The organism is Streptomyces sp. NPDC085524 (genome assembly GCF_044541755.1).
Lineage (GTDB): Bacteria > Actinomycetota > Actinomycetes > Streptomycetales > Streptomycetaceae > Streptomyces.
In genome coordinates this window covers 58,296-74,211 of record NZ_JBITTH010000008.1, presented here as the reverse complement: position 1 = coordinate 74,211, position 15,916 = coordinate 58,296, and the positions used below count along the sequence as shown (strand labels likewise).

Annotated in this window: 20 protein-coding genes and 1 pseudogene; 8 read left to right on the top strand and 13 right to left on the bottom strand. The window is 70.1% G+C overall.

Annotated features, from left to right (window positions below):
- Window positions 1-14: 14 nt before the first annotated feature.
- The 4 genes from ACIGFK_RS14210 to ACIGFK_RS14195 form a co-directional block, all read right to left on the bottom strand.
- Entirely contained in the window at window positions 15-278 is a 264-nt protein-coding gene (locus tag ACIGFK_RS14210) for a cation transporter (RefSeq protein WP_362463421.1), read from the bottom strand.
- Entirely contained in the window at window positions 278-1,411 is a 1,134-nt protein-coding gene (locus tag ACIGFK_RS14205; RefSeq protein ID WP_362463418.1) for a sulfite exporter TauE/SafE family protein, read from the bottom strand. Before ACIGFK_RS14205 ends, ACIGFK_RS14210 begins: the two co-directional genes overlap by 1 nt.
- 124 nt (window positions 1,412-1,535) lie before the next feature.
- Window positions 1,536-1,940: a hypothetical protein gene (locus tag ACIGFK_RS14200; protein WP_362463415.1), complete on the bottom strand. Its 405-nt coding sequence runs from the start codon at window positions 1,938-1,940 to the stop codon at window positions 1,536-1,538.
- A 141-nt stretch (window positions 1,941-2,081) separates the two neighbouring features.
- A complete protein-coding gene (locus tag ACIGFK_RS14195; protein ID WP_362463412.1) occupies window positions 2,082-3,014 on the bottom strand; it encodes an alkylmercury lyase family protein in 933 nt (310 codons plus the stop codon).
- 124 nt (window positions 3,015-3,138) lie between these two features.
- On the opposite strand from ACIGFK_RS14195, the gene ACIGFK_RS14190 reads away from it, so the two are divergent.
- Window positions 3,139-3,543 (top strand): heavy metal-responsive transcriptional regulator, encoded by a 405-nt coding sequence (locus ACIGFK_RS14190; protein ID WP_400051828.1) that lies wholly within the window; start codon window positions 3,139-3,141, stop codon window positions 3,541-3,543.
- A gap of 137 nt (window positions 3,544-3,680) precedes the next feature.
- Here the strand turns inward: ACIGFK_RS14190 and ACIGFK_RS14185 are convergent, their stop codons facing one another.
- Window positions 3,681-5,051, bottom strand: a complete 1,371-nt coding sequence (locus tag ACIGFK_RS14185) for an MFS transporter (protein ID WP_400051826.1) — start codon at window positions 5,049-5,051, stop codon at window positions 3,681-3,683.
- 129 nt (window positions 5,052-5,180) lie between these two features.
- Here ACIGFK_RS14185 and ACIGFK_RS14180 point away from each other — a divergent pair, with 129 nt between their 5' ends.
- From ACIGFK_RS14180 to ACIGFK_RS14170, 3 genes are all read left to right on the top strand, one after another.
- A complete protein-coding gene (locus tag ACIGFK_RS14180; protein WP_362463402.1) occupies window positions 5,181-5,540 on the top strand; it encodes a metalloregulator ArsR/SmtB family transcription factor in 360 nt (119 codons plus the stop codon).
- A gap of 78 nt (window positions 5,541-5,618) precedes the next feature.
- Entirely contained in the window at window positions 5,619-6,410 is a 792-nt protein-coding gene (locus ACIGFK_RS14175; protein WP_400051824.1) for an alpha/beta fold hydrolase, read from the top strand.
- A gap of 282 nt (window positions 6,411-6,692) precedes the next feature.
- Window positions 6,693-7,358 (top strand): recombinase family protein, encoded by a 666-nt coding sequence (locus tag ACIGFK_RS14170; protein ID WP_400051823.1) that lies wholly within the window; start codon window positions 6,693-6,695, stop codon window positions 7,356-7,358.
- A 14-nt stretch (window positions 7,359-7,372) separates the two neighbouring features.
- Here the strand turns inward: ACIGFK_RS14170 and ACIGFK_RS14165 are convergent, their stop codons facing one another.
- Together ACIGFK_RS14165 and ACIGFK_RS14160 are read right to left on the bottom strand one after the other, a co-directional pair.
- Entirely contained in the window at window positions 7,373-7,672 is a 300-nt protein-coding gene (locus ACIGFK_RS14165) for a sulfurtransferase TusA family protein (protein ID WP_362463393.1), read from the bottom strand.
- Complete coding sequence (locus ACIGFK_RS14160; RefSeq protein WP_362463390.1) at window positions 7,669-8,337, bottom strand: class I SAM-dependent methyltransferase; 669 nt, start codon at window positions 8,335-8,337, stop codon at window positions 7,669-7,671. The genes ACIGFK_RS14165 and ACIGFK_RS14160 overlap by 4 nt, the downstream gene beginning before the upstream one ends.
- Before the next feature lie 135 nt (window positions 8,338-8,472).
- Here ACIGFK_RS14160 and ACIGFK_RS14155 point away from each other — a divergent pair, with 135 nt between their 5' ends.
- Complete coding sequence (locus tag ACIGFK_RS14155; RefSeq protein WP_400051821.1) at window positions 8,473-8,694, top strand: hypothetical protein; 222 nt, start codon at window positions 8,473-8,475, stop codon at window positions 8,692-8,694.
- A 21-nt stretch (window positions 8,695-8,715) separates the two neighbouring features.
- Here ACIGFK_RS14155 and ACIGFK_RS14150 read toward each other — a convergent pair whose 3' ends face one another.
- The 3 genes from ACIGFK_RS14150 to ACIGFK_RS14140 are packed head-to-tail and all read right to left on the bottom strand — an operon-like array spanning window position 8,716 to window position 10,201.
- Entirely contained in the window at window positions 8,716-9,345 is a 630-nt protein-coding gene (locus ACIGFK_RS14150; RefSeq protein WP_400051819.1) for a DNA-3-methyladenine glycosylase I, read from the bottom strand.
- Window positions 9,342-9,638 (bottom strand): YciI family protein, encoded by a 297-nt coding sequence (locus ACIGFK_RS14145; protein ID WP_400051817.1) that lies wholly within the window; start codon window positions 9,636-9,638, stop codon window positions 9,342-9,344. The genes ACIGFK_RS14150 and ACIGFK_RS14145 overlap by 4 nt, the downstream gene beginning before the upstream one ends.
- Window positions 9,635-10,201, bottom strand: a complete 567-nt coding sequence (locus ACIGFK_RS14140; RefSeq protein ID WP_400051815.1) for a TetR/AcrR family transcriptional regulator — start codon at window positions 10,199-10,201, stop codon at window positions 9,635-9,637. The genes ACIGFK_RS14145 and ACIGFK_RS14140 overlap by 4 nt, the downstream gene beginning before the upstream one ends.
- Window positions 10,202-10,363: 162 nt before the next feature.
- On the opposite strand from ACIGFK_RS14140, the gene ACIGFK_RS14135 reads away from it, so the two are divergent.
- A complete protein-coding gene (locus ACIGFK_RS14135) occupies window positions 10,364-11,500 on the top strand; it encodes an alkene reductase (protein WP_362463376.1) in 1,137 nt (378 codons plus the stop codon).
- A gap of 26 nt (window positions 11,501-11,526) precedes the next feature.
- Here the strand turns inward: ACIGFK_RS14135 and ACIGFK_RS14130 are convergent.
- Window positions 11,527-11,763: pseudogene (locus ACIGFK_RS14130) on the bottom strand (hypothetical protein); the annotation flags it as partial.
- Between the two features lie 245 nt (window positions 11,764-12,008).
- Here ACIGFK_RS14130 and ACIGFK_RS14125 point away from each other — a divergent pair.
- Window positions 12,009-13,679 (top strand): pentapeptide repeat-containing protein, encoded by a 1,671-nt coding sequence (locus tag ACIGFK_RS14125; RefSeq protein WP_400051813.1) that lies wholly within the window; start codon window positions 12,009-12,011, stop codon window positions 13,677-13,679.
- Between the two features lie 30 nt (window positions 13,680-13,709).
- On the opposite strand, the gene ACIGFK_RS14120 is transcribed toward ACIGFK_RS14125, so the two are convergent.
- Both ACIGFK_RS14120 and ACIGFK_RS14115 read right to left on the bottom strand, forming a co-directional pair.
- Entirely contained in the window at window positions 13,710-14,129 is a 420-nt protein-coding gene (locus tag ACIGFK_RS14120) for a DUF6262 family protein (RefSeq protein WP_400051811.1), read from the bottom strand.
- Between the two features lie 5 nt (window positions 14,130-14,134).
- Window positions 14,135-14,308 carry a hypothetical protein gene (locus ACIGFK_RS14115; protein ID WP_400051809.1) on the bottom strand — a complete coding sequence of 58 codons (174 nt, stop codon included), beginning with the start codon at window positions 14,306-14,308 and terminating at the stop codon, window positions 14,135-14,137.
- Window positions 14,309-14,550: 242 nt separating this feature from the next.
- On the opposite strand from ACIGFK_RS14115, the gene ACIGFK_RS14110 reads away from it, so the two are divergent.
- Window positions 14,551-15,645, top strand: a complete 1,095-nt coding sequence (locus ACIGFK_RS14110) for a hypothetical protein (RefSeq protein WP_400051808.1) — start codon at window positions 14,551-14,553, stop codon at window positions 15,643-15,645.
- Window positions 15,646-15,916 lie beyond the last annotated feature (271 nt).

The following is a 15,916-nucleotide window of genomic DNA, read 5'->3' as shown; positions in this document are numbered from 1 at the left end:
CGTATGCGTCTGCGTCAGTCGGCTATGCGCGCCGTGTAGTCCCCGGCGGCTTCCACCGCCGCGACGAGAGCCGCACTGTCCACGTCCACGCCCTCCTCCAGGAGGACGACGCTGCGACCGGCGCGCATGTCTGTAGAGGCCGAACAGACACCCGCGAGGTCCTCCAGCTCGTCGTCGATGAGCAGACCGCAGCTGGCACAGTGCATGCCCTCGATCACGAGCACCACCCGGGCGCCGGCCTCGGCTTCGGTCTTGTTCTTACGGCTGAACAGCTTCACTACGCCTCCTTCTTGAAGTCGATCGCGCCGGTCTGCATCCCCATGGCGCAGGTGAACCGGAGGGTCCCGGGCTTGCGGGTGCCCAGGTCGATCTCGGTGTCGCCGTCACGCTTGACGATCTCCTGGACCCCGAGCTCGGGGATGGTGAAGGCGCGGGCGCACCCGCCCGAATCCTTGCCGTGCAGCACCAGGGTGGTGGGTACGCCGGCCTTCGCGGTGAAGGACGTGGGGCTGTAGAAGTCCGTCACTGTCAGTGTGACGATCTGCTTCCCGGACGCGTCGACACGTACGGGCGGCACACCGGCCTCCTCGCCGCCTTCCCCGGTCCCGCTGCCTTCGCCTCCCTCGACGATGAACGGCCCGGTCGCGGCCGTGTTCTTCGGCGGCGTGTCGAACGAGAACCAGCCCCCGGCCTGGAGCGCGGAGCCCATCGTCCACACGGCGACGGCCAGCACCACCACACCGGTGAGCACGGCCAGCCGACCGGACAACGCCTGGCTGCTGCGCCGGAACAGGTAGCCGAGCAGGGCGAACAGTGGCGAGGTTCCGAGTACGAACCCGGCCATCACCGCGGCGCCGGCCACCGCCGAGCCGGAGGTGATCGCCAGCAGTTCCATCGAGAGGGTGACCCCGCACGGCACCAGGACGGTGGCGAACCCGATCAGCGCCGGGGTGATGGACGACTCGGTCTTCGAGCTGCGCCGCATCAGGCGCCCGAAGGACGCCGGAGGCCGGGGCACCAGTCGGCCCGCCGCCTTGACGCCGAACAGATCGAGCGCGAACACCACCATGAGCAGCCCGGCGGCGATCATCAGCACCGCCTGGGTACGGGGGCTGGGCTGCAGTGCGCTGCCGAACACGCCCAGCAGGACGCCGAGCAGGGTGTGGGAGAGCAGCTTTCCGGCCAGGAACGCCCCCACCGGCGCCAGCGGCGTTCCGGCCTCCGGGGCAGGGGGCGAGGTCCGGGAAGGCTTGCGGGCCGACTTCGGGGCGGGAGCGGGGACAGGGGCGGGGGTGCGGCGGCGGGTGACGGCCCCGGCCAGCAGGCCCCCCTGTACGGCGGCGCACGAGGCACCGCCGGCGAGCAGTCCGGTGCTCGCACCGGTGATCAACAAAGCGACGGACGACGGCATGCGTCGTTACTCCAGTTCTGCGACGACGGCACGCACACACGGGTCTACGGAAATCCGGGCGTGCCGAGGCGGACATGAGGAACGCGGCGTCCCGCGAGGCGACTGCCTCACGAGCGGCGAACCATCACGTCCGTGACACGCACAACCGATGAAGATCAGGAGGAGCCACCGCCGCCGGCGGGGCATGGGGCTGCGCCATCAGCAGCGCGGGGTCGCAGGCCATCGCATGCGGCACAAGAGCGAGCACCGGACCGGCCTGGCCGTCCTGCGCGAGGGTGACCTTCGGCGCCACGCACTGCTCCTGCGCAGCCGGACAACGCGGACCGTGGTCCTGCGCACCGGACACAGCCGGAGTCACGACATCCCCGGCGTGCCCGGCATGAGCACCGACAGCGACGCGCGGAGCCATCTCCATCGGCCCCGCCATCGCCATCGCGGGACGCGCCAGCCCCGACAGACACGCAAAAAGCGCGCACACGAGCAGCACCCCGGACCACGTCCGGGGCGGCAGCAGCAGGCGTCGCGACATGGGCGCCATGCTAGGCCATGGCCTGGCAGCCGCCCGGGCCGGTCGAGCATTCCGTGCCGCATCCGCACGGACTGGGCGCCACCGGGCTCCGGCACGCTGTCGGCCGGTGGTGTCGACGCCTTGGTCTGACGATCAGACCCTTCAAGGGGCCAGCAGGTGGCCGAAGGTCTGCCGTGCGACCTCTTGGGCGTGCGCCTGATCCACGACGCGGCCAGGCACCTGCGGGTGCTCCGCCGCCCAGGTGCGGGCGGAGGCGTCGCCGACGAAGAAGTTCAGCGCGTCGCAGCACGTCGCGGCCGCGGGTCCGCCGCCGGGGCGCTGTCCGACGAACACCACGGCGTCCTCCGGCTCCCAGAGAGCTGTCTCTCCCCGGGTGGTGACGGTGACCAGTTCTCCGGTCACCGGGTCGGCGGAGGAGATCACCACGTCCCTCCCGAGCATCGCCGGGATGCCGAGCGCGTCGATCGCGCACATCGACCACACCTCGGCGCCCCCGACGATCTGCACCCGGTGCCGGGTCGGTACGGCGGAGAAGGGGTAGGCCGCGTGGATCCGCCCCGCCTCGTCCAGGGTCAGGAAGTCCTCGGCGGCGAGTTCGTCCAACACCTCCCGGACCGGGCGGCCCACCTCGGCGGCGACCGGCTCCAGCACGGCGGGATCCGGTGCGGCTCCGGCGGCCGCGAAGTGCCGCAGCACGACCTGGTGCACGGCACGCAGTCCCCGCTCGGCGGGGGCTCGGCGACCCCGGCCACCGCGGCCGACCACGTCGATTACGTCGCCCTCGCAGCAGTCACCAGGCGCGGCGGGCTGCGGCAGGGGGGCGCCCCCGAGCGCCTGACCGAGGGCCGCCACGCTCGGTGCGCCGGACACCATGCCGTCCGCGTCCCGGTACAGGCGGCAGGACACGCTCGGCACCGCGCCTTCCGGCGCGAAGGGGTCGACGCCGTCGAGCAGGACCGTCGGTGAGCCGGTCATCTCGTACTCGGCGGCCTGGGCCTGGTCGTGCACCTCGACGAGTTCCACCTCGGCCTTGCGGCCGGCGAGCGCGGCAGTGACCCGCTCATACGCCGGCATGGCATTCGGGCAGTCCGGAACCGTCAATACCGTAATCCTCATCGCCTGTCCTCCCAGTTCCTCCTTGTACGCCCCGACGCTAGACCTTCCAGTGCACTGGAAGGTCCAGGCGTAGGCTTCGGGTATGCGCATCGGCGACCTCGCGGCTATGAGCGGGCTGACCACGAAGACCATCCGCTTCTACGAGGAGAGCGGTCTGCTTCCGGCGCCGCCCCGCACTCCCGGCGGATACCGCAACTACCCCGACCAGAGTGCCGCGCGACTCGCCTTCATCCGCGACGCCCAGGGCGCCGGCCTCACCCTGGCGGAGATCCGCTCCGTCCTCGACCTGCGCGACAGCGGCCAGGCCCCCTGCGGGCACGTCACCGCGCTCATCGACCGGCGCCTCGAAGACATCGAGCGCCGCCTGGAAGAGCTGGCCAAGACCCGCGACGAGCTGCGCGGCGTCGCCCGGCGGGCCGCCGAGACCGACCCGGCCACCTGCACCCAGGACAACATCTGCACGATCCTCACCACGCCCGCCAAGTAGAACGGGTCAGCCACTGCCTCCCACGGTGAGCTGGGTGCGGTGGAAGTCGAAGTGCCGGGTCGGATATCGGTAGATGTCCGCGCGCGTCATGGAAGTCCTCGAAGGCTGCGAGTGCTGCGGCTGGCCCGGGCCGCCGGTCAGCGGGCAGCCATCTCCGGGTGGAGGGCGTCCTCCGCCGGACCGTGGCGGTGGCTCCAGCCGCTGGACACTTCGGCCGCTCCGGCCAGGTGCGGGTGGTCCGGGGCCAGATCCGTGTGGACGTGCGGCTTCTCGTCGGAGTCGTCGTAGGGCCACAGCCGTACGGCGGCCAGCGCGGCCGTGCAGGCGATCAGGCCGAGGGAGACGACGGCCCATTGGAGCCCGGCCGCCGCTCCCACCCACCCGGCCAGCGGGTAGGTCAGCAGCCAGCAGGCGTGGGACATGGAGAACTGGGCGGCGAACGCGGAGGTGCGCTCCTCGGGCGGTGCCGAGCGGCGGATCAGTCGTCCCGTGGGCGTGAGGACCATCGAGCACGTGGTTCCGAAGGCCGCCCAGGCGGCGAGGAGGGCCGGCCAGCGCCAGGCTCCCGCGTCGGCGGCGGTGATCGCGCCGACGGCGGCGAACACCAGGGTGAGCAGCAGCGCCCCGCGCAGCATCACCGTACGGTCGGCGACCTTGTCGAGGACGCGGGGCAGCAGCAGGGCGACCACCATGGAGCCCGCCCCGTAGGCGCCGAGCGCGAAGGCGACGTCGCCGGTGGCGCGACCGAGGTGGCTGCGTACGTAGACCACGGTGTTGACGGTGACCAGCGCGCTCGCGGCGGCCACGGCCAGGTTGAGGGCGAGCAGGGCGCGCAGGCGCGGGGTGGTGAAGAACAGGCGGCTGCCCGCACTGGCCTTCGCGTACACGCGGCCCTCCCGCTTCGTGGCCGGGAGCCGGACCGGGGCCGCGGCCGGGACCGGCTTGGGCAGCATCGCCGAGACGACCAGTGCGGCGGACGCGAGGAACCCGCCGACGGTGCCGAGGAAGAGCCAGTTGTAGCTCATGAAGGCGAGCAGGGCGGCGGCCAGTGCCGGGCTGAACAGGCTCTCCAGGTCGTAGGCGAGCCGGGACAGCGACAGGGCCTGGGTGTAGTCGCGCTCGGCGGGCAGCACGTCGGGAATGACGGCCTGGAAGGTCGGGGTGAACGCGGCGGAGGCGGCCTGGAGCGCGAAGATCAGGACGTAGACCTGCCAGACCTGATCAACGAACGGCAGCGACAGTGCGACGGCGGCGCGGGTCAAGTCGGCGCCCACCATCAGCGCCCGGCGCGGGATGCGGTCGGCCACCGCCCCGATCGCCGGGGCGATGGCCACGTACGCCGTCATCTTGATCGCGAGCGCCGTGCCGAGCACAGAGCCGGCCTGCGCGCCCGCAATGTCGTATGCGAGCAGGCCGAGCGCGACGGTGGCCAGGCCGGTGCCGATGAGGGCGATGACCTGGGCGGCGAACAGGTGCCGGTAGGTGCGGTCGCGCAGTACGGACAGCATGCGGGGTGTCCTTCGCCGGGCGGAGGGGCTGACCGTTCCAGCGTACACATCATGTGCGCATGTGTGCACATGATGGCGGATGCAGCCGGCCCCTGCGGATCTCGGACCTGGGAGACCTACTCTGTTCCCATGCCTGCAAGCGAAACGGTCCCAGCTGCGACGACTGTGCACCTGCACGTTCCCGACGATGCGCGGCTGGCCGAAGCCGCCGCGGTCTTCGCGCTGCTCTCGGACCCGACCCGGCTGCACCTGCTGTGGCTGCTCGCGCAGGACGAGTCGGACGTCGGGTCACTGGCCGAGCAGTGCACCGCCTCCCGGACGGCGGTCAGCCAGCATTTGGCGAAGCTCCGCCTGGCCGGCCTGGTCGAGACCCGCAAGGACGGCAGGCGTATCCACTACCGCCTACGGGACGGGCATCTGCGCCGCCTGGTGGTGGAGGCCCTGAGCCACGCCGACCACCGCGTCAGCGGCGAGGCCCCGCACGACTGACCAGGCGCCGTCCTCTGCGCGAAGCCGGGATCGCGGCTACGTTGACGGGATCTGCTGTCAACCCGTCAGAGGTGGACGATGGAACCGAGGGTCCTGACCTGCGAGGTGAAGGGTGAGGGGCCTCCCCTCGTCCTGGTGCCCGGCGGGCTCACCGGATGGGTGTCGTGGACGCCGCTCGCGGACGCCCTCTCGGCGAGACGGAAGACCATCAGGGTGCAGCCGATCCACAACGAGCTCGGCTCGGCCGGCGAGCGCGGGGACGCCGGGTACACCGCGGCGATCGAGCGTGAATCGCTGCTCATGACCATGAACGCCCTCGGGGTCGAGACGGCCGACTTCACGGGGTGGTCCGGCGGCGGACGAGCCCTCGTCGAGTTCGCCCTGGCCCATCCGGAGCAGGTACGGACGCTGACGCTCGTGGAGCCCGCGGCGTACTGGATCCTCGACGGCCTCGGCGAGTCCGACCCCGAGGTCACCCGGCTGAACCGGTTCCTGCACGCGCTGGCCGGACAGGACGTGAGCGAGGACGACCTGGCCGAGTTCCTCGAACTCGCCGGACTCGCGCCGTCGAAGGAACAGGCCCGCGCCCACCCTGCCTGGCCGCGCTGGGTCCCGCACCGGATGGCCCTGTCCTGGAGCTCGGAGCAGGCCGACCGGCCCGGCCGCGACGTCGCCGAACTCTCCGGCATCCGGTGCCCCGTCCTCCTGGTCCACGGCACCGCGACCACCGACTGGCTCAAGCGGGTCGTCACCGTCCTCGACGAACGACTACCCGATACCCGGGTCCTCGAACTCCCCGGCGACCACGCCTGCCACCTGGAGAACCCGGACGCGTTCCTCACCGCGCTGGAACAGCACCTGACTCGGTGACTCGAGGCCGAACGAGTGGCTGTGACCACCCGTCACGCGCCTCAGCGGTGCTCGCCGGCGAGCCGCCGGTACTCCGGCCTCGGGGATCAGCGGAACCGTGGTTATCGGTGAGAACGATCATGACGCCGAGACACGCCCAGCTTGATGAGCTTCAAGAAACCATCGTTTGCTGAAGATCACCGATCGGGCCGCCGGAAGGGCCCCACAGCCTTCAAAAACCCCTCCAGAAACCCGGGTGGTTCAACAACCCACGATCACCCGTTTTCTGACAGGATTCCGGGCGTGAGCACGCCACTTGAAGACGCCCAGTTCGAACTCCTGGCCGCCGAGACCGCCCACCGCACCGAGATCCGCATCGGCTACGCACGGGTGTCCACCGGCGGACAGAAGCTCGACCGCCAGCTCGACGCCCTCAACGCGGTCGGCTGCCGCCGGATCTTCGCCGACAAGAAGTCCGGGAAGAACGACCTGCGGCCCGAACTGAAGGCGTGCCACGCCTTCCTCGCCGCCGGCGACACCCTGGTGGTCCCAGCCCTCGACCGCTACGGCCGCTCCCTCCAGGACCTGATCGCCATGGTCGGCGAACTGCGCAAGCGCGAGATCGGCTTCACCTCGCTGCACGAACGGCTCGACACCACCACCCCCGGCGGCCGACTGGTGTTCCACGTCTTCGCCGCGCTCGCCGAGTTCATCCGCGAGCTGATCGTCTCCGGCACCCGCGAGGGCCTGGCCGCCGCCCGCGCCCGCGGCAAGGTCGGCGGCCGGCCTACCGTCGTCAACCCGGACATCATCCGGGCCGCCCGCGACATGCTCCCCAACCCCGAGCACTCGATCACCTCGATCGCCAAGCTCCTCGGCGTCAGCCCCGGCACCCTCTACAACCACATCCCCGATCTGCAAGAACTGCGGGCTGCAGGCCGAGTCCCGCACCAGCTCACCGGCGGCTGACCACCCGGCCCGGGTCAGACCGGGGCCGGGTGCCAGGGTGCGCCGGGCCGGGTCGGCCGGGCATCGGCCGCCAGCCGCAGGGCGCACACCTCGCGGCCGGCGCCGTCCGGAACGGGGCCGAGGTAGGCGTGGCCGGTCAGATGGCACCAGGCGGGAAGGTCCAGCGGCGCGGCCGGATCGGTGGTGACGATGTGCACCACCGTGCCCGCCGGAGCGTCGGCGATCCGCCCGCGCAGCCTCAGCAGGAGCTGCACGCAGAGCAGGCCGGTGCCGTCGACCACCAGGTCCGGCGCAGGCGGCGCGCTGCCGGTCATCGGGGCAGGGTCTGGGTGACGCGCCACAGGCGCCGCGGCAGGCCCCCCTCCTCGAAGGCGTGGACCCCGGCCAGGGTCCAGCCGTCCGCGAGGGAGTCGACCAGGTGGCGGGGGAAGAAGTGGACAGCGAAGCCGCCGTGCTCCCAGATGTCGTCGCCGTGCCCGGTGCCCGCGCCGAAGTGGGCGTCGCCGGTGTGGCGGACGGTGTAGACGAAGGTGCCGCCCGGCCGCAGCACCCGGCGGACCTCGGCGACCAGGGCGTGGATCTCCTTGGTCGACAGCGCCATGCAGAGCAGCATGTGCGCGAAGACCGCGTCCACCGAGGCGTCGGCGAGCGGCAGCGGCTCGCGCACGTCGTGCACCGCAGTGGTGACCTTCTCGGCCAGGCCCTCTGCGGTGGCCCGCGCGCGCAGCTGGGTCAGGCCGACCGGGCTGAAGTCGCTGGCCAGCACCGTGAACCCCGAGCGGGCGAAGAACAGCGCGTCCCGGCCATGACCGGCGCCCAGCTCCAGCACATCGCCCGCACCAGCGACCCGGAACACCTCGGCCGCGCGGACAGCCGGCTCGGACGGCTCCTCCCCGTACATCCCAGGATGGGCACCGTAGGTCTGCTCCCAGTGCTCGCGCTGAGCCGCTGCCAGCTCCCGGTCACCGTCGTTCTGCATCGCCGCTCCCGCTCCCGCTCCTGAACCGGAGCACGGCCAGCCTAGAGCGAGCCCCACAACGATCACCAACCCCAAGGGCAGGGACCACCAAGATCCATCTCAGCGTTAACCGCTGCACCTCTACTACTCAAGGGCGTGGACGCCGCCCGCGCCCGCGGCCGGGTGGGCGGGCGCCCCACCGTCGCCACCGCCGAGATCATCCGGGCCGCCCGCGACATGCTGCCCAACCCGGAGAACTCGATCACCTCGATCGCCAAGATCCTCGGCGTCAGCCCCGGCACCCTCTACAACCACATCCCCGACTTGCGGGAGCTCCGTGCCTCCGGGCGGATCCCGACGCAGGTCACGGCAGGCTGACCGCCAGCGCTCGGACTGCGGTCAGGCCAGTCCCCCGGTGGCTTGGCCGGGGCGGTCGAATCCGTCACGGATCCGCTGGACCTCGGGCCGGATCGTGCAGTCCCGGGCGTGGTCGTTGATCAGTCCCATGGCCTGCATGAACGCGAACACCGTGGTCGGCCCGACGAACTTCCAGCCGCGCTTCTTCAGATCCTTCGACAGGGCGACCGAGGCGGGTGAGGTCGAGGCGGTCTGCGGGTCGGCCAGGTCGGCGGCGTCGGGTTCGTAGCGCCAGACGAACGCCGCCAGCGACCCCTCACGCTCGATGAGTTCCTCGGCCCGGCGGGCGTTGTTGATCACCGCCTCGATCTTGCCGCGGTGCCGGACGATGCCGGCGTCGCCCAGGAGGCGCTCGACGTCCTGCTGGTCGAACCGGGCGACGGCCGGGATGTCGAAGGCGACGAAGGCGGCGCGGAAGTTCTCGCGCTTGGCCAGGATCGTGCGCCAGCTGAGTCCGGACTGGAAGCCCTCCAGGCTCAGCTTCTCGAACAGGCGCTGGTCGTCACCGACGGGGAAGCCCCACTCCGTGTCGTGGTAGCCGAGGAACTCCGGGGCGGCGCCGGCCCACGGGCAGCGCGGTGCGCCGTCGGGGCCGAGGAACGGTGTCGTCACAGCAGGAAGCTCAGCCGCTCGTCCGCCATGCCGGGGGCGATCTCGATGATCTCGGCCGTGACGACATCCTGGGCGACGAACGGGTCCTTGTCCACGCGCTTGCGCAGTTCCTCGGGCGAGGTGTTGTGGGCGAGGACTGCGCCGCCGAGGCCCGGCTGGATGCTGCCGACCAGGAGGAAGACCCCGTCGTCCAGGCCGCGCTTGATCCACTCCTGGTGGCCGGCCATGTGCTGGGCGGCGGTGGCCTTGTTGTCGGAGAACCGGAGCAGGACCACGAACATGCTTTCTCTCATCTCTCGTAGGTGTGCAGCCACTCGCGCATCCGGTCGACTTCGCGCGGGATGAAGGCCTCGTCGTGGAAGGCGTTGGCCATGACGGCGACGCCCTGGCTGAAGGCGAGCACGTGCATCGCCAGCTCGTCGGCCAGCTCGGCGTGCCCGAGCAGCGTGAACTGCTCGCGCAGCCAGGTGCGGAACAGGGTGAACAGGCGGCCGGCCTGGCCGAGCATGGCGTGCTCGAGCTTGGCCAGCTCCGTGGTCAGGGTGCCCACCGGGCAGCCGTAGTCCTGGATGTCGGCGCGGTTGGTCAGCACGATCTCCACGTACCGCATGATCCGCCCGGCCGGGGCCGGAGCTTCGGCCTCCCACTGCTCCAGCATCCGCCGGGTGTCGGCGAGGCGGGCATCGATCACCGCGTCCAGGATCGCGTCCTTGGACTTGAAGTGGTAGTAGAAGTTGCCCCTCGACAGACCGACCGCACCGGCGATGTCCGCGAACGAGGTGTGCTCGTAGCCGCGGTGGTAGAAGAGCCTGTCGGCCGCCGCCACGATCTGTTCGCGGGTCGCCACAGCAGCCATGATGATCCCCTTCCGATGCCGTAGGACAGTCGACCTAGAGACACAACGTAGGACAGCCGTCCTAGATCGTCAAGCCGTTGACACCGTCGAGACCGGCGGCCTAGCGTGACGGCGCTCTAGGACAGCTGTCCTACGATCTTCGCTGCACCGCAGGAGTTCCGCATGCACCTCGACCTGTTCGCGCCGCTCGACCTGGGCGGCCTCACGCTCGCCAACCGGGTGGTGATGGCGCCGATGACCCGCAACCGCGCCGACGCCGACGGCTGTGTTCCCGCGCTGATGGCCGACCACTACCGTCAGCGCGCCACCGCGGGCCTGATCGTCGCGGAATCCACCACCGTCTCCCCGCAGGCGGTGGGCTACCCCTTCACGCCCGGCCTGTACACCGGCGCCCAGGCGGAGAGCTGGCGGCGCCTGACCGGCGCCGTCCACGCCGAGGGTGGGCGGATCTTCGTCCAGCTGCAGCACTGCGGCCGTATCTCCCATCCGGACCTGCTGGACGGGCAGATGCCCGTCGCCCCCTCGGCGCTCGCACCCGCCGGCCAGGCCGTCACCTACAGCGGCCCGCAGGACTTCGTGACGCCCCGCGCCCTCGACGCCGGCGAGCTGCCGGACGTCGTCGACCAGTTCCGCCGCGCCGCCGAGCTGGCCAGGCATGCGGGCTTCGATGGCATCGAGGTCCACGCCGGCAACGGCTACCTGATCGACCAATTCCTGCGCGACGGCACCAACCGCCGCACGGACGCCTACGGCGGCAGCGCGGCCAACCGCATGCGCCTGCTGAACGAGGTCCTCGACGCCGTCGGCGAGCACTGGGCCGCCGAGCGGGTGGGCGTGCGGCTGACACCGGAGAACGGCTTCAACTCGATGGCGGACTCCGACCCGCAGGGCCACTTCGAGTACTTCCTCGGGCAGCTGAGCCCGCGCGGGCTGGCGTACGCGCACGTCCTGGAGGGCGGCATGGCGACGACGGGCGTCTCCCTCGACTACCGCGCGCTGCGGGAGCGGTTCGCCGGCCCGTACATCGCCAACAACGGCTACGACCTCGACCGCGCCCAGGCAGCGGTGCACGCCGGCGATGCCGACCTGGTCGCCTTCGGCACGCCGTTCATCGCCAACCCGGACCTGGTCCGCCGCTACCGGGAGAACCTCCCGCTGGCCGCGGCCGACCCGGCCACGTTCTACGGCGGCGGACAGGCCGGCTACACGGACTACCCGTCCTACCAGGGCGGCACGGCCCAGACCCGCGCCCTCACGACCGCGGCCGACGTCCAGGCCGTGACCGGGTCCGCACGCTGATCAGGCTGCTGGGCGGATCCTGACGCTCAGTCCGGTCCCGCCTCATCGTCCTCGTCCGCAGCCTCCGCCGGGTCGCGCAGGGGCCGCAGGCCGCCGCCTGCCGGGCCGGAGGCGCGGAAGGTGTAGCGGCCGAGCACGTTCAGGTTGGCGTGGCGAAGCGGGGACAGCCGGGCGACGTCCTCATCCAGCACCCGGTGCTCGCGCTGCTCGGCCGGCAGCGCCCGCAGCTGCTCGACGGCGGCGTCCAGGTAGCGGGTCGTCCAGGTCGTATCCGGAGCAAACAGGTGGAAGTGTGCTATTTCTGCAGGTAGAACGCTTACGGTCGCGTCTGTAAGGGCGTTCAGCAGCGATCACGACTGGTGAGCCATCAATAGTGAGCAACTGCAGAGGTAGCTTGGCCGTCGTGTACGACATAACCGCACCGACACCGTCCCCCGTCCCGCAGCCACCGGCTCTTTGTGGACACGGCGCTGATCCTGCAGACGGCTCAGGAGGCTGCGATGCACCCGTGCTTTCGGAGCATGGCGCATGCCTTGCCCATCTCGACACAGCCACCCTCGGCGCCTATCTGTCCACTCTTCGTCCCGGAGCGGACATCCACGCCCGTGGTGTGACCTTCACTCCGAAGCTGCTCAGCGATGTGCTCGATGCGGTCCGGGATCCTGCCACCGGTGCCCCTCATCTGGGCGACGCCACGTTCGAGAAGGCGACTTTCACGGGCACAGCCCAGTTCATTGGGGCAAGGTTCACGGGCTGGGCGCGGTTCGATCAGGCGTCATTCCCCAGAGGCGCCTCCTTCATGGGGGCAATGTTCGAGAGCAACGCGCGTTTCGGTCAGGTGACCTTCGGGGGCGGTGGCGCCTTCATCGCGGCGACTTTCGAAGATCAAGTGTCGTTCAGTGAGGCAACCTTCAACTCTGCGGCCAGCTTCGACCAGGCAACCTTCAACGGCGAGATCGCCGACTTCAGCAAGGCGACCTTCAAGGGCGACGCGCATTTCAGCGGAGCGCAATTCACCCGTTCGGCAAACTGCACCTGGCACTTCGACAGGGCGAAGTTCGAGACCACCCGAGCTCTTGGTCCGCTGGCCTGCAGCGGGCGGCTGAGTCTGAACCACGTCGAGTTCGCCGGTCCGGTGACGGTGGAGGTGGCTGCCGAGCGAATGTCGTGTGTCGGGACGAGGTTCGACGGTCCCGCCACGCTCCGGGTGAGTTATGCGGAGGTGGATCTGTCTGAAGCGGTCCTGTCCCATCCGGTCACTGTGGTCTCCAATGCCCGACATCGAGGCCCTTTGCCGACGGACCTCGCCAATCGGCCAGAGACGACTGCCTCTGTGCTCTCTGTGCTTCGGGTCGACGCGGCCCTGCTGGTGTTGACAGACGTCGATCTGCGTCGTTGTACCTTCTCTGGCGCGCACCATCTGGATCAGCTTCGTCTGGAGGGTGAGTGCCTCTTCGATGCCCCGCCCAAGGGGGTGCGTTGGGGTCTGCGGCCTGTGCGGTGGACCAGGCGGCAGGTGCTCGCTGAGGAACATCAGTGGCGGGCTCAGTCAGGGCGTGCCGCGGCGCGGGAGGGGTGGACGCCTCATTCGCAGGGCTCGGACTATAGGCCGCCGGGTCCGGCGGCCTTGGTGGTGGTGTATCGGCAGCTCCGCAAGGCGTTCGAAGATGCCAAGAATGAACCGGGTGCCGCGGACTTCTACTACGGCGAGATGGAAATGCGCCGCCGCGACCGTCGTCGTGACGGCCGTGGCAGCACCCGTACGGAACGCTGGCTCCTGCACATGTACTGGGCGCTGTCGGGATACGGCCTGCGTGCCTCGCGGGCGTTCTGCTGGCTGACCGTCACGACCGCCGCCACCGTGCTCGCGCTGATGCTCTGGGGGCTACCGAACAGCGACCCCAAGCCTCAGGTCACCGGAACGCAGGCCAATGCCGGCCACAAGGTGGCCCTCGTCATCGATACCCCGGACCCAGCCCTGAACAGTTCCATGGCTGACCGGTTCAGCTGGAAACGCACGGAAAAAGCCGTGCGGGTGGTCGTGAACTCGGCCGTCTTCCGCTCCAGTGGCCAGAATCTCACGACCTGGGGCATCTATATCGAGATGGTAAGTCGGCTTCTTGGAGCGCTCCTTTTGGCTCTCGCGGTCCTGGCCATTCGTGGGCGTGTCAAGCGGTAGGCATCCACGCGCTGGGCACACGGTCAGGGGTCAGGACCCGGGGCGGGCGGTATGGCGGGGGCCGAGGCGGCGTCGCAGTTCAAGGTTCTCACTCTGGGCGGCTTCGAGGGCCTGGCGCAGGGCTTGGACCTCGTCGCGGTGCTGCCGCTTGAGCTCGGCGAGCTGGGCGGTGAGGGTGCGCACGACGCTGCTGGGCGAGTCGTCGGGCGGCTGTGTGGCCGGCCGCGGTGGATGGTTTCGCTGCTGGGACCTCAGCTGCTCGACACGGCGGCGGATCTCGGTGCAGCGATAGAGGAAGTCGAGCGAGACGTCGGCGGTCTGGGCGAGGCCGCGGAAGGTGATGGGCTGTCCGCGGCGGATCATTTCCCGCAGGCCCCTTTCGGCGCGGGCCTGGGCGGCGGCGCTCTTGCGGGCGGCGGCCTGGCGGAGGTTGTCGGGGTTGCCGCGCATGCTGGTCAGCTTCCGTCTTGGCTGCGGGTGATCGCGTCGGTGCGGGCGTCGACGCCGGCCCCGCGGACGGCCTGGGGTGGCCCGTCGGCGAGGCGGGTCTGTTCCAGCTTGAGGATGATGCGTCCGAGGGCGTCCTGTTCTTGGCGGCGTCCGGCGAGCCAGACGTTTTCCTCGCCCATCGGCTGTCCGGTCCAGGCCGTGAACGCGTTCTGCCGTTCCTCGATGAGCTGGGCGGTGCGTTGTTGCTGGGCGGTGAGTTCGGGCAGAAAGGTGACGTCTGTTGGGCCCTCTGGCGGGAATGGACGTACCGCTGTGGCAGACGGCGAGCGGCTCGGTGCTCCATCTGTCGCCAGAGTGCGGGGCGTTCCGGGTTCCTCCGCAGCGGGCTGACGTCAGCCTGCGGGTGCCGGATCGTGGAAGCATGGCCGACGTTCCGGAGCCCGGGGGGTGCCGACGTTGCCCCAACCCGTTCCCCGACTACTACACGCAGGCCCGTCGTCTGATCTCGGGCATGGAAGAATTGGCCACGCTGGCCGGCCGGCTCGACTCCGGGCATGACCTGGAGGCGTATTGCAACGTCCTCACCTTCGGGATGTTCGGACCGGGAGGGAGCAATACGGGGGACACCCATCGCCTCCTTCGAAAGCCGCACTCGGCACTGGGCACCGCTCGTGATCGGCTGGCGGAACGCCATGCCGACGCCTACCGCAGCGGGAAGGCCCAAGAGGAGCTGCTCCTGATCGCGACGGCCGCGCTCCTCGACTCCGACTTCCGACGCCGTCGGCCCGGGAAGTTCCGGCTCCCCTGGCAGGAGACCTGGGAAGAGATCTGCGAGGAAGCCCTGGACGCACAGGAGGGGAAGGACACCTTCTCCGGCACGGCACGCTACGACTACCAATCCGGCTTCGACCGGTGGTGCGAGAAGTGGCTCCATGCCCTGATGCGTCTCACTCCTGCCGAGCAGAACAACCACGCCTCTCCGGCAGCGGCACGATGGGCGCGTGCATACGACGCCCTGGAGCGGGCGATCAAGCGCGACCTACAGGATGAACCGTGGGTGGCCAGGCTGGCCGATCAACTGCACTACACAGGGCGCGGGCTGGTGACCGGCATCGCTGCTTCCATGGCCGAACCGGTGGTCGTGGCCTACGACGGACGCGAGGGGATCGATCTGCCGTGGCCGGCACAGTACCTCCTCTGGGCCCAATATCCAGGCGGTGCCCGCCAAGCCGGCCCCAGTCGACACCGCCTGACGGCAGTCCCCCGGCTCTTCACCCTCCTCGACGGTCTCTCCCGCCACTCCCTGCGAGTGATCGGCGACGCCGAATGGCACGACTCGCCCGCCGTGTACCAAGAAGCCATCGACAACGTCCCCAAGGCCGCGTTCTCGCCCGACGCCCACTGCTGGTGGAACACCCAAGCAGCCGGGCGGCTCCCCCACCTCCTGTCCATGGCACGCGCAGACGCCGCCTCCGCACAACAACAGGCACAGCGCGCCCAGGCACCTTGGCGGTAGGACGACCAGAGATTCGGGCCGAGCCAGCGAGCGCAGCAGACGTGCAGCACATGGATCACTCCCAGAACTTCCCATCCCACGCCAGCTTCTCCGCCAGGGACCAGCAGGACCAAGATCCGGACCAATTCCGGACCAGCCCCCGCCGAGGGGCCGCACCAACTTCCGTTTCCCCTGGTCAGCGTGGGTGTAGCTGCTGTACCACCAGCAGACGAAGAACGTTCTAGTCAGTTACTCGCCCAAGAAGCTGGGTTTCTTCTAGAGCAGCGAAGTC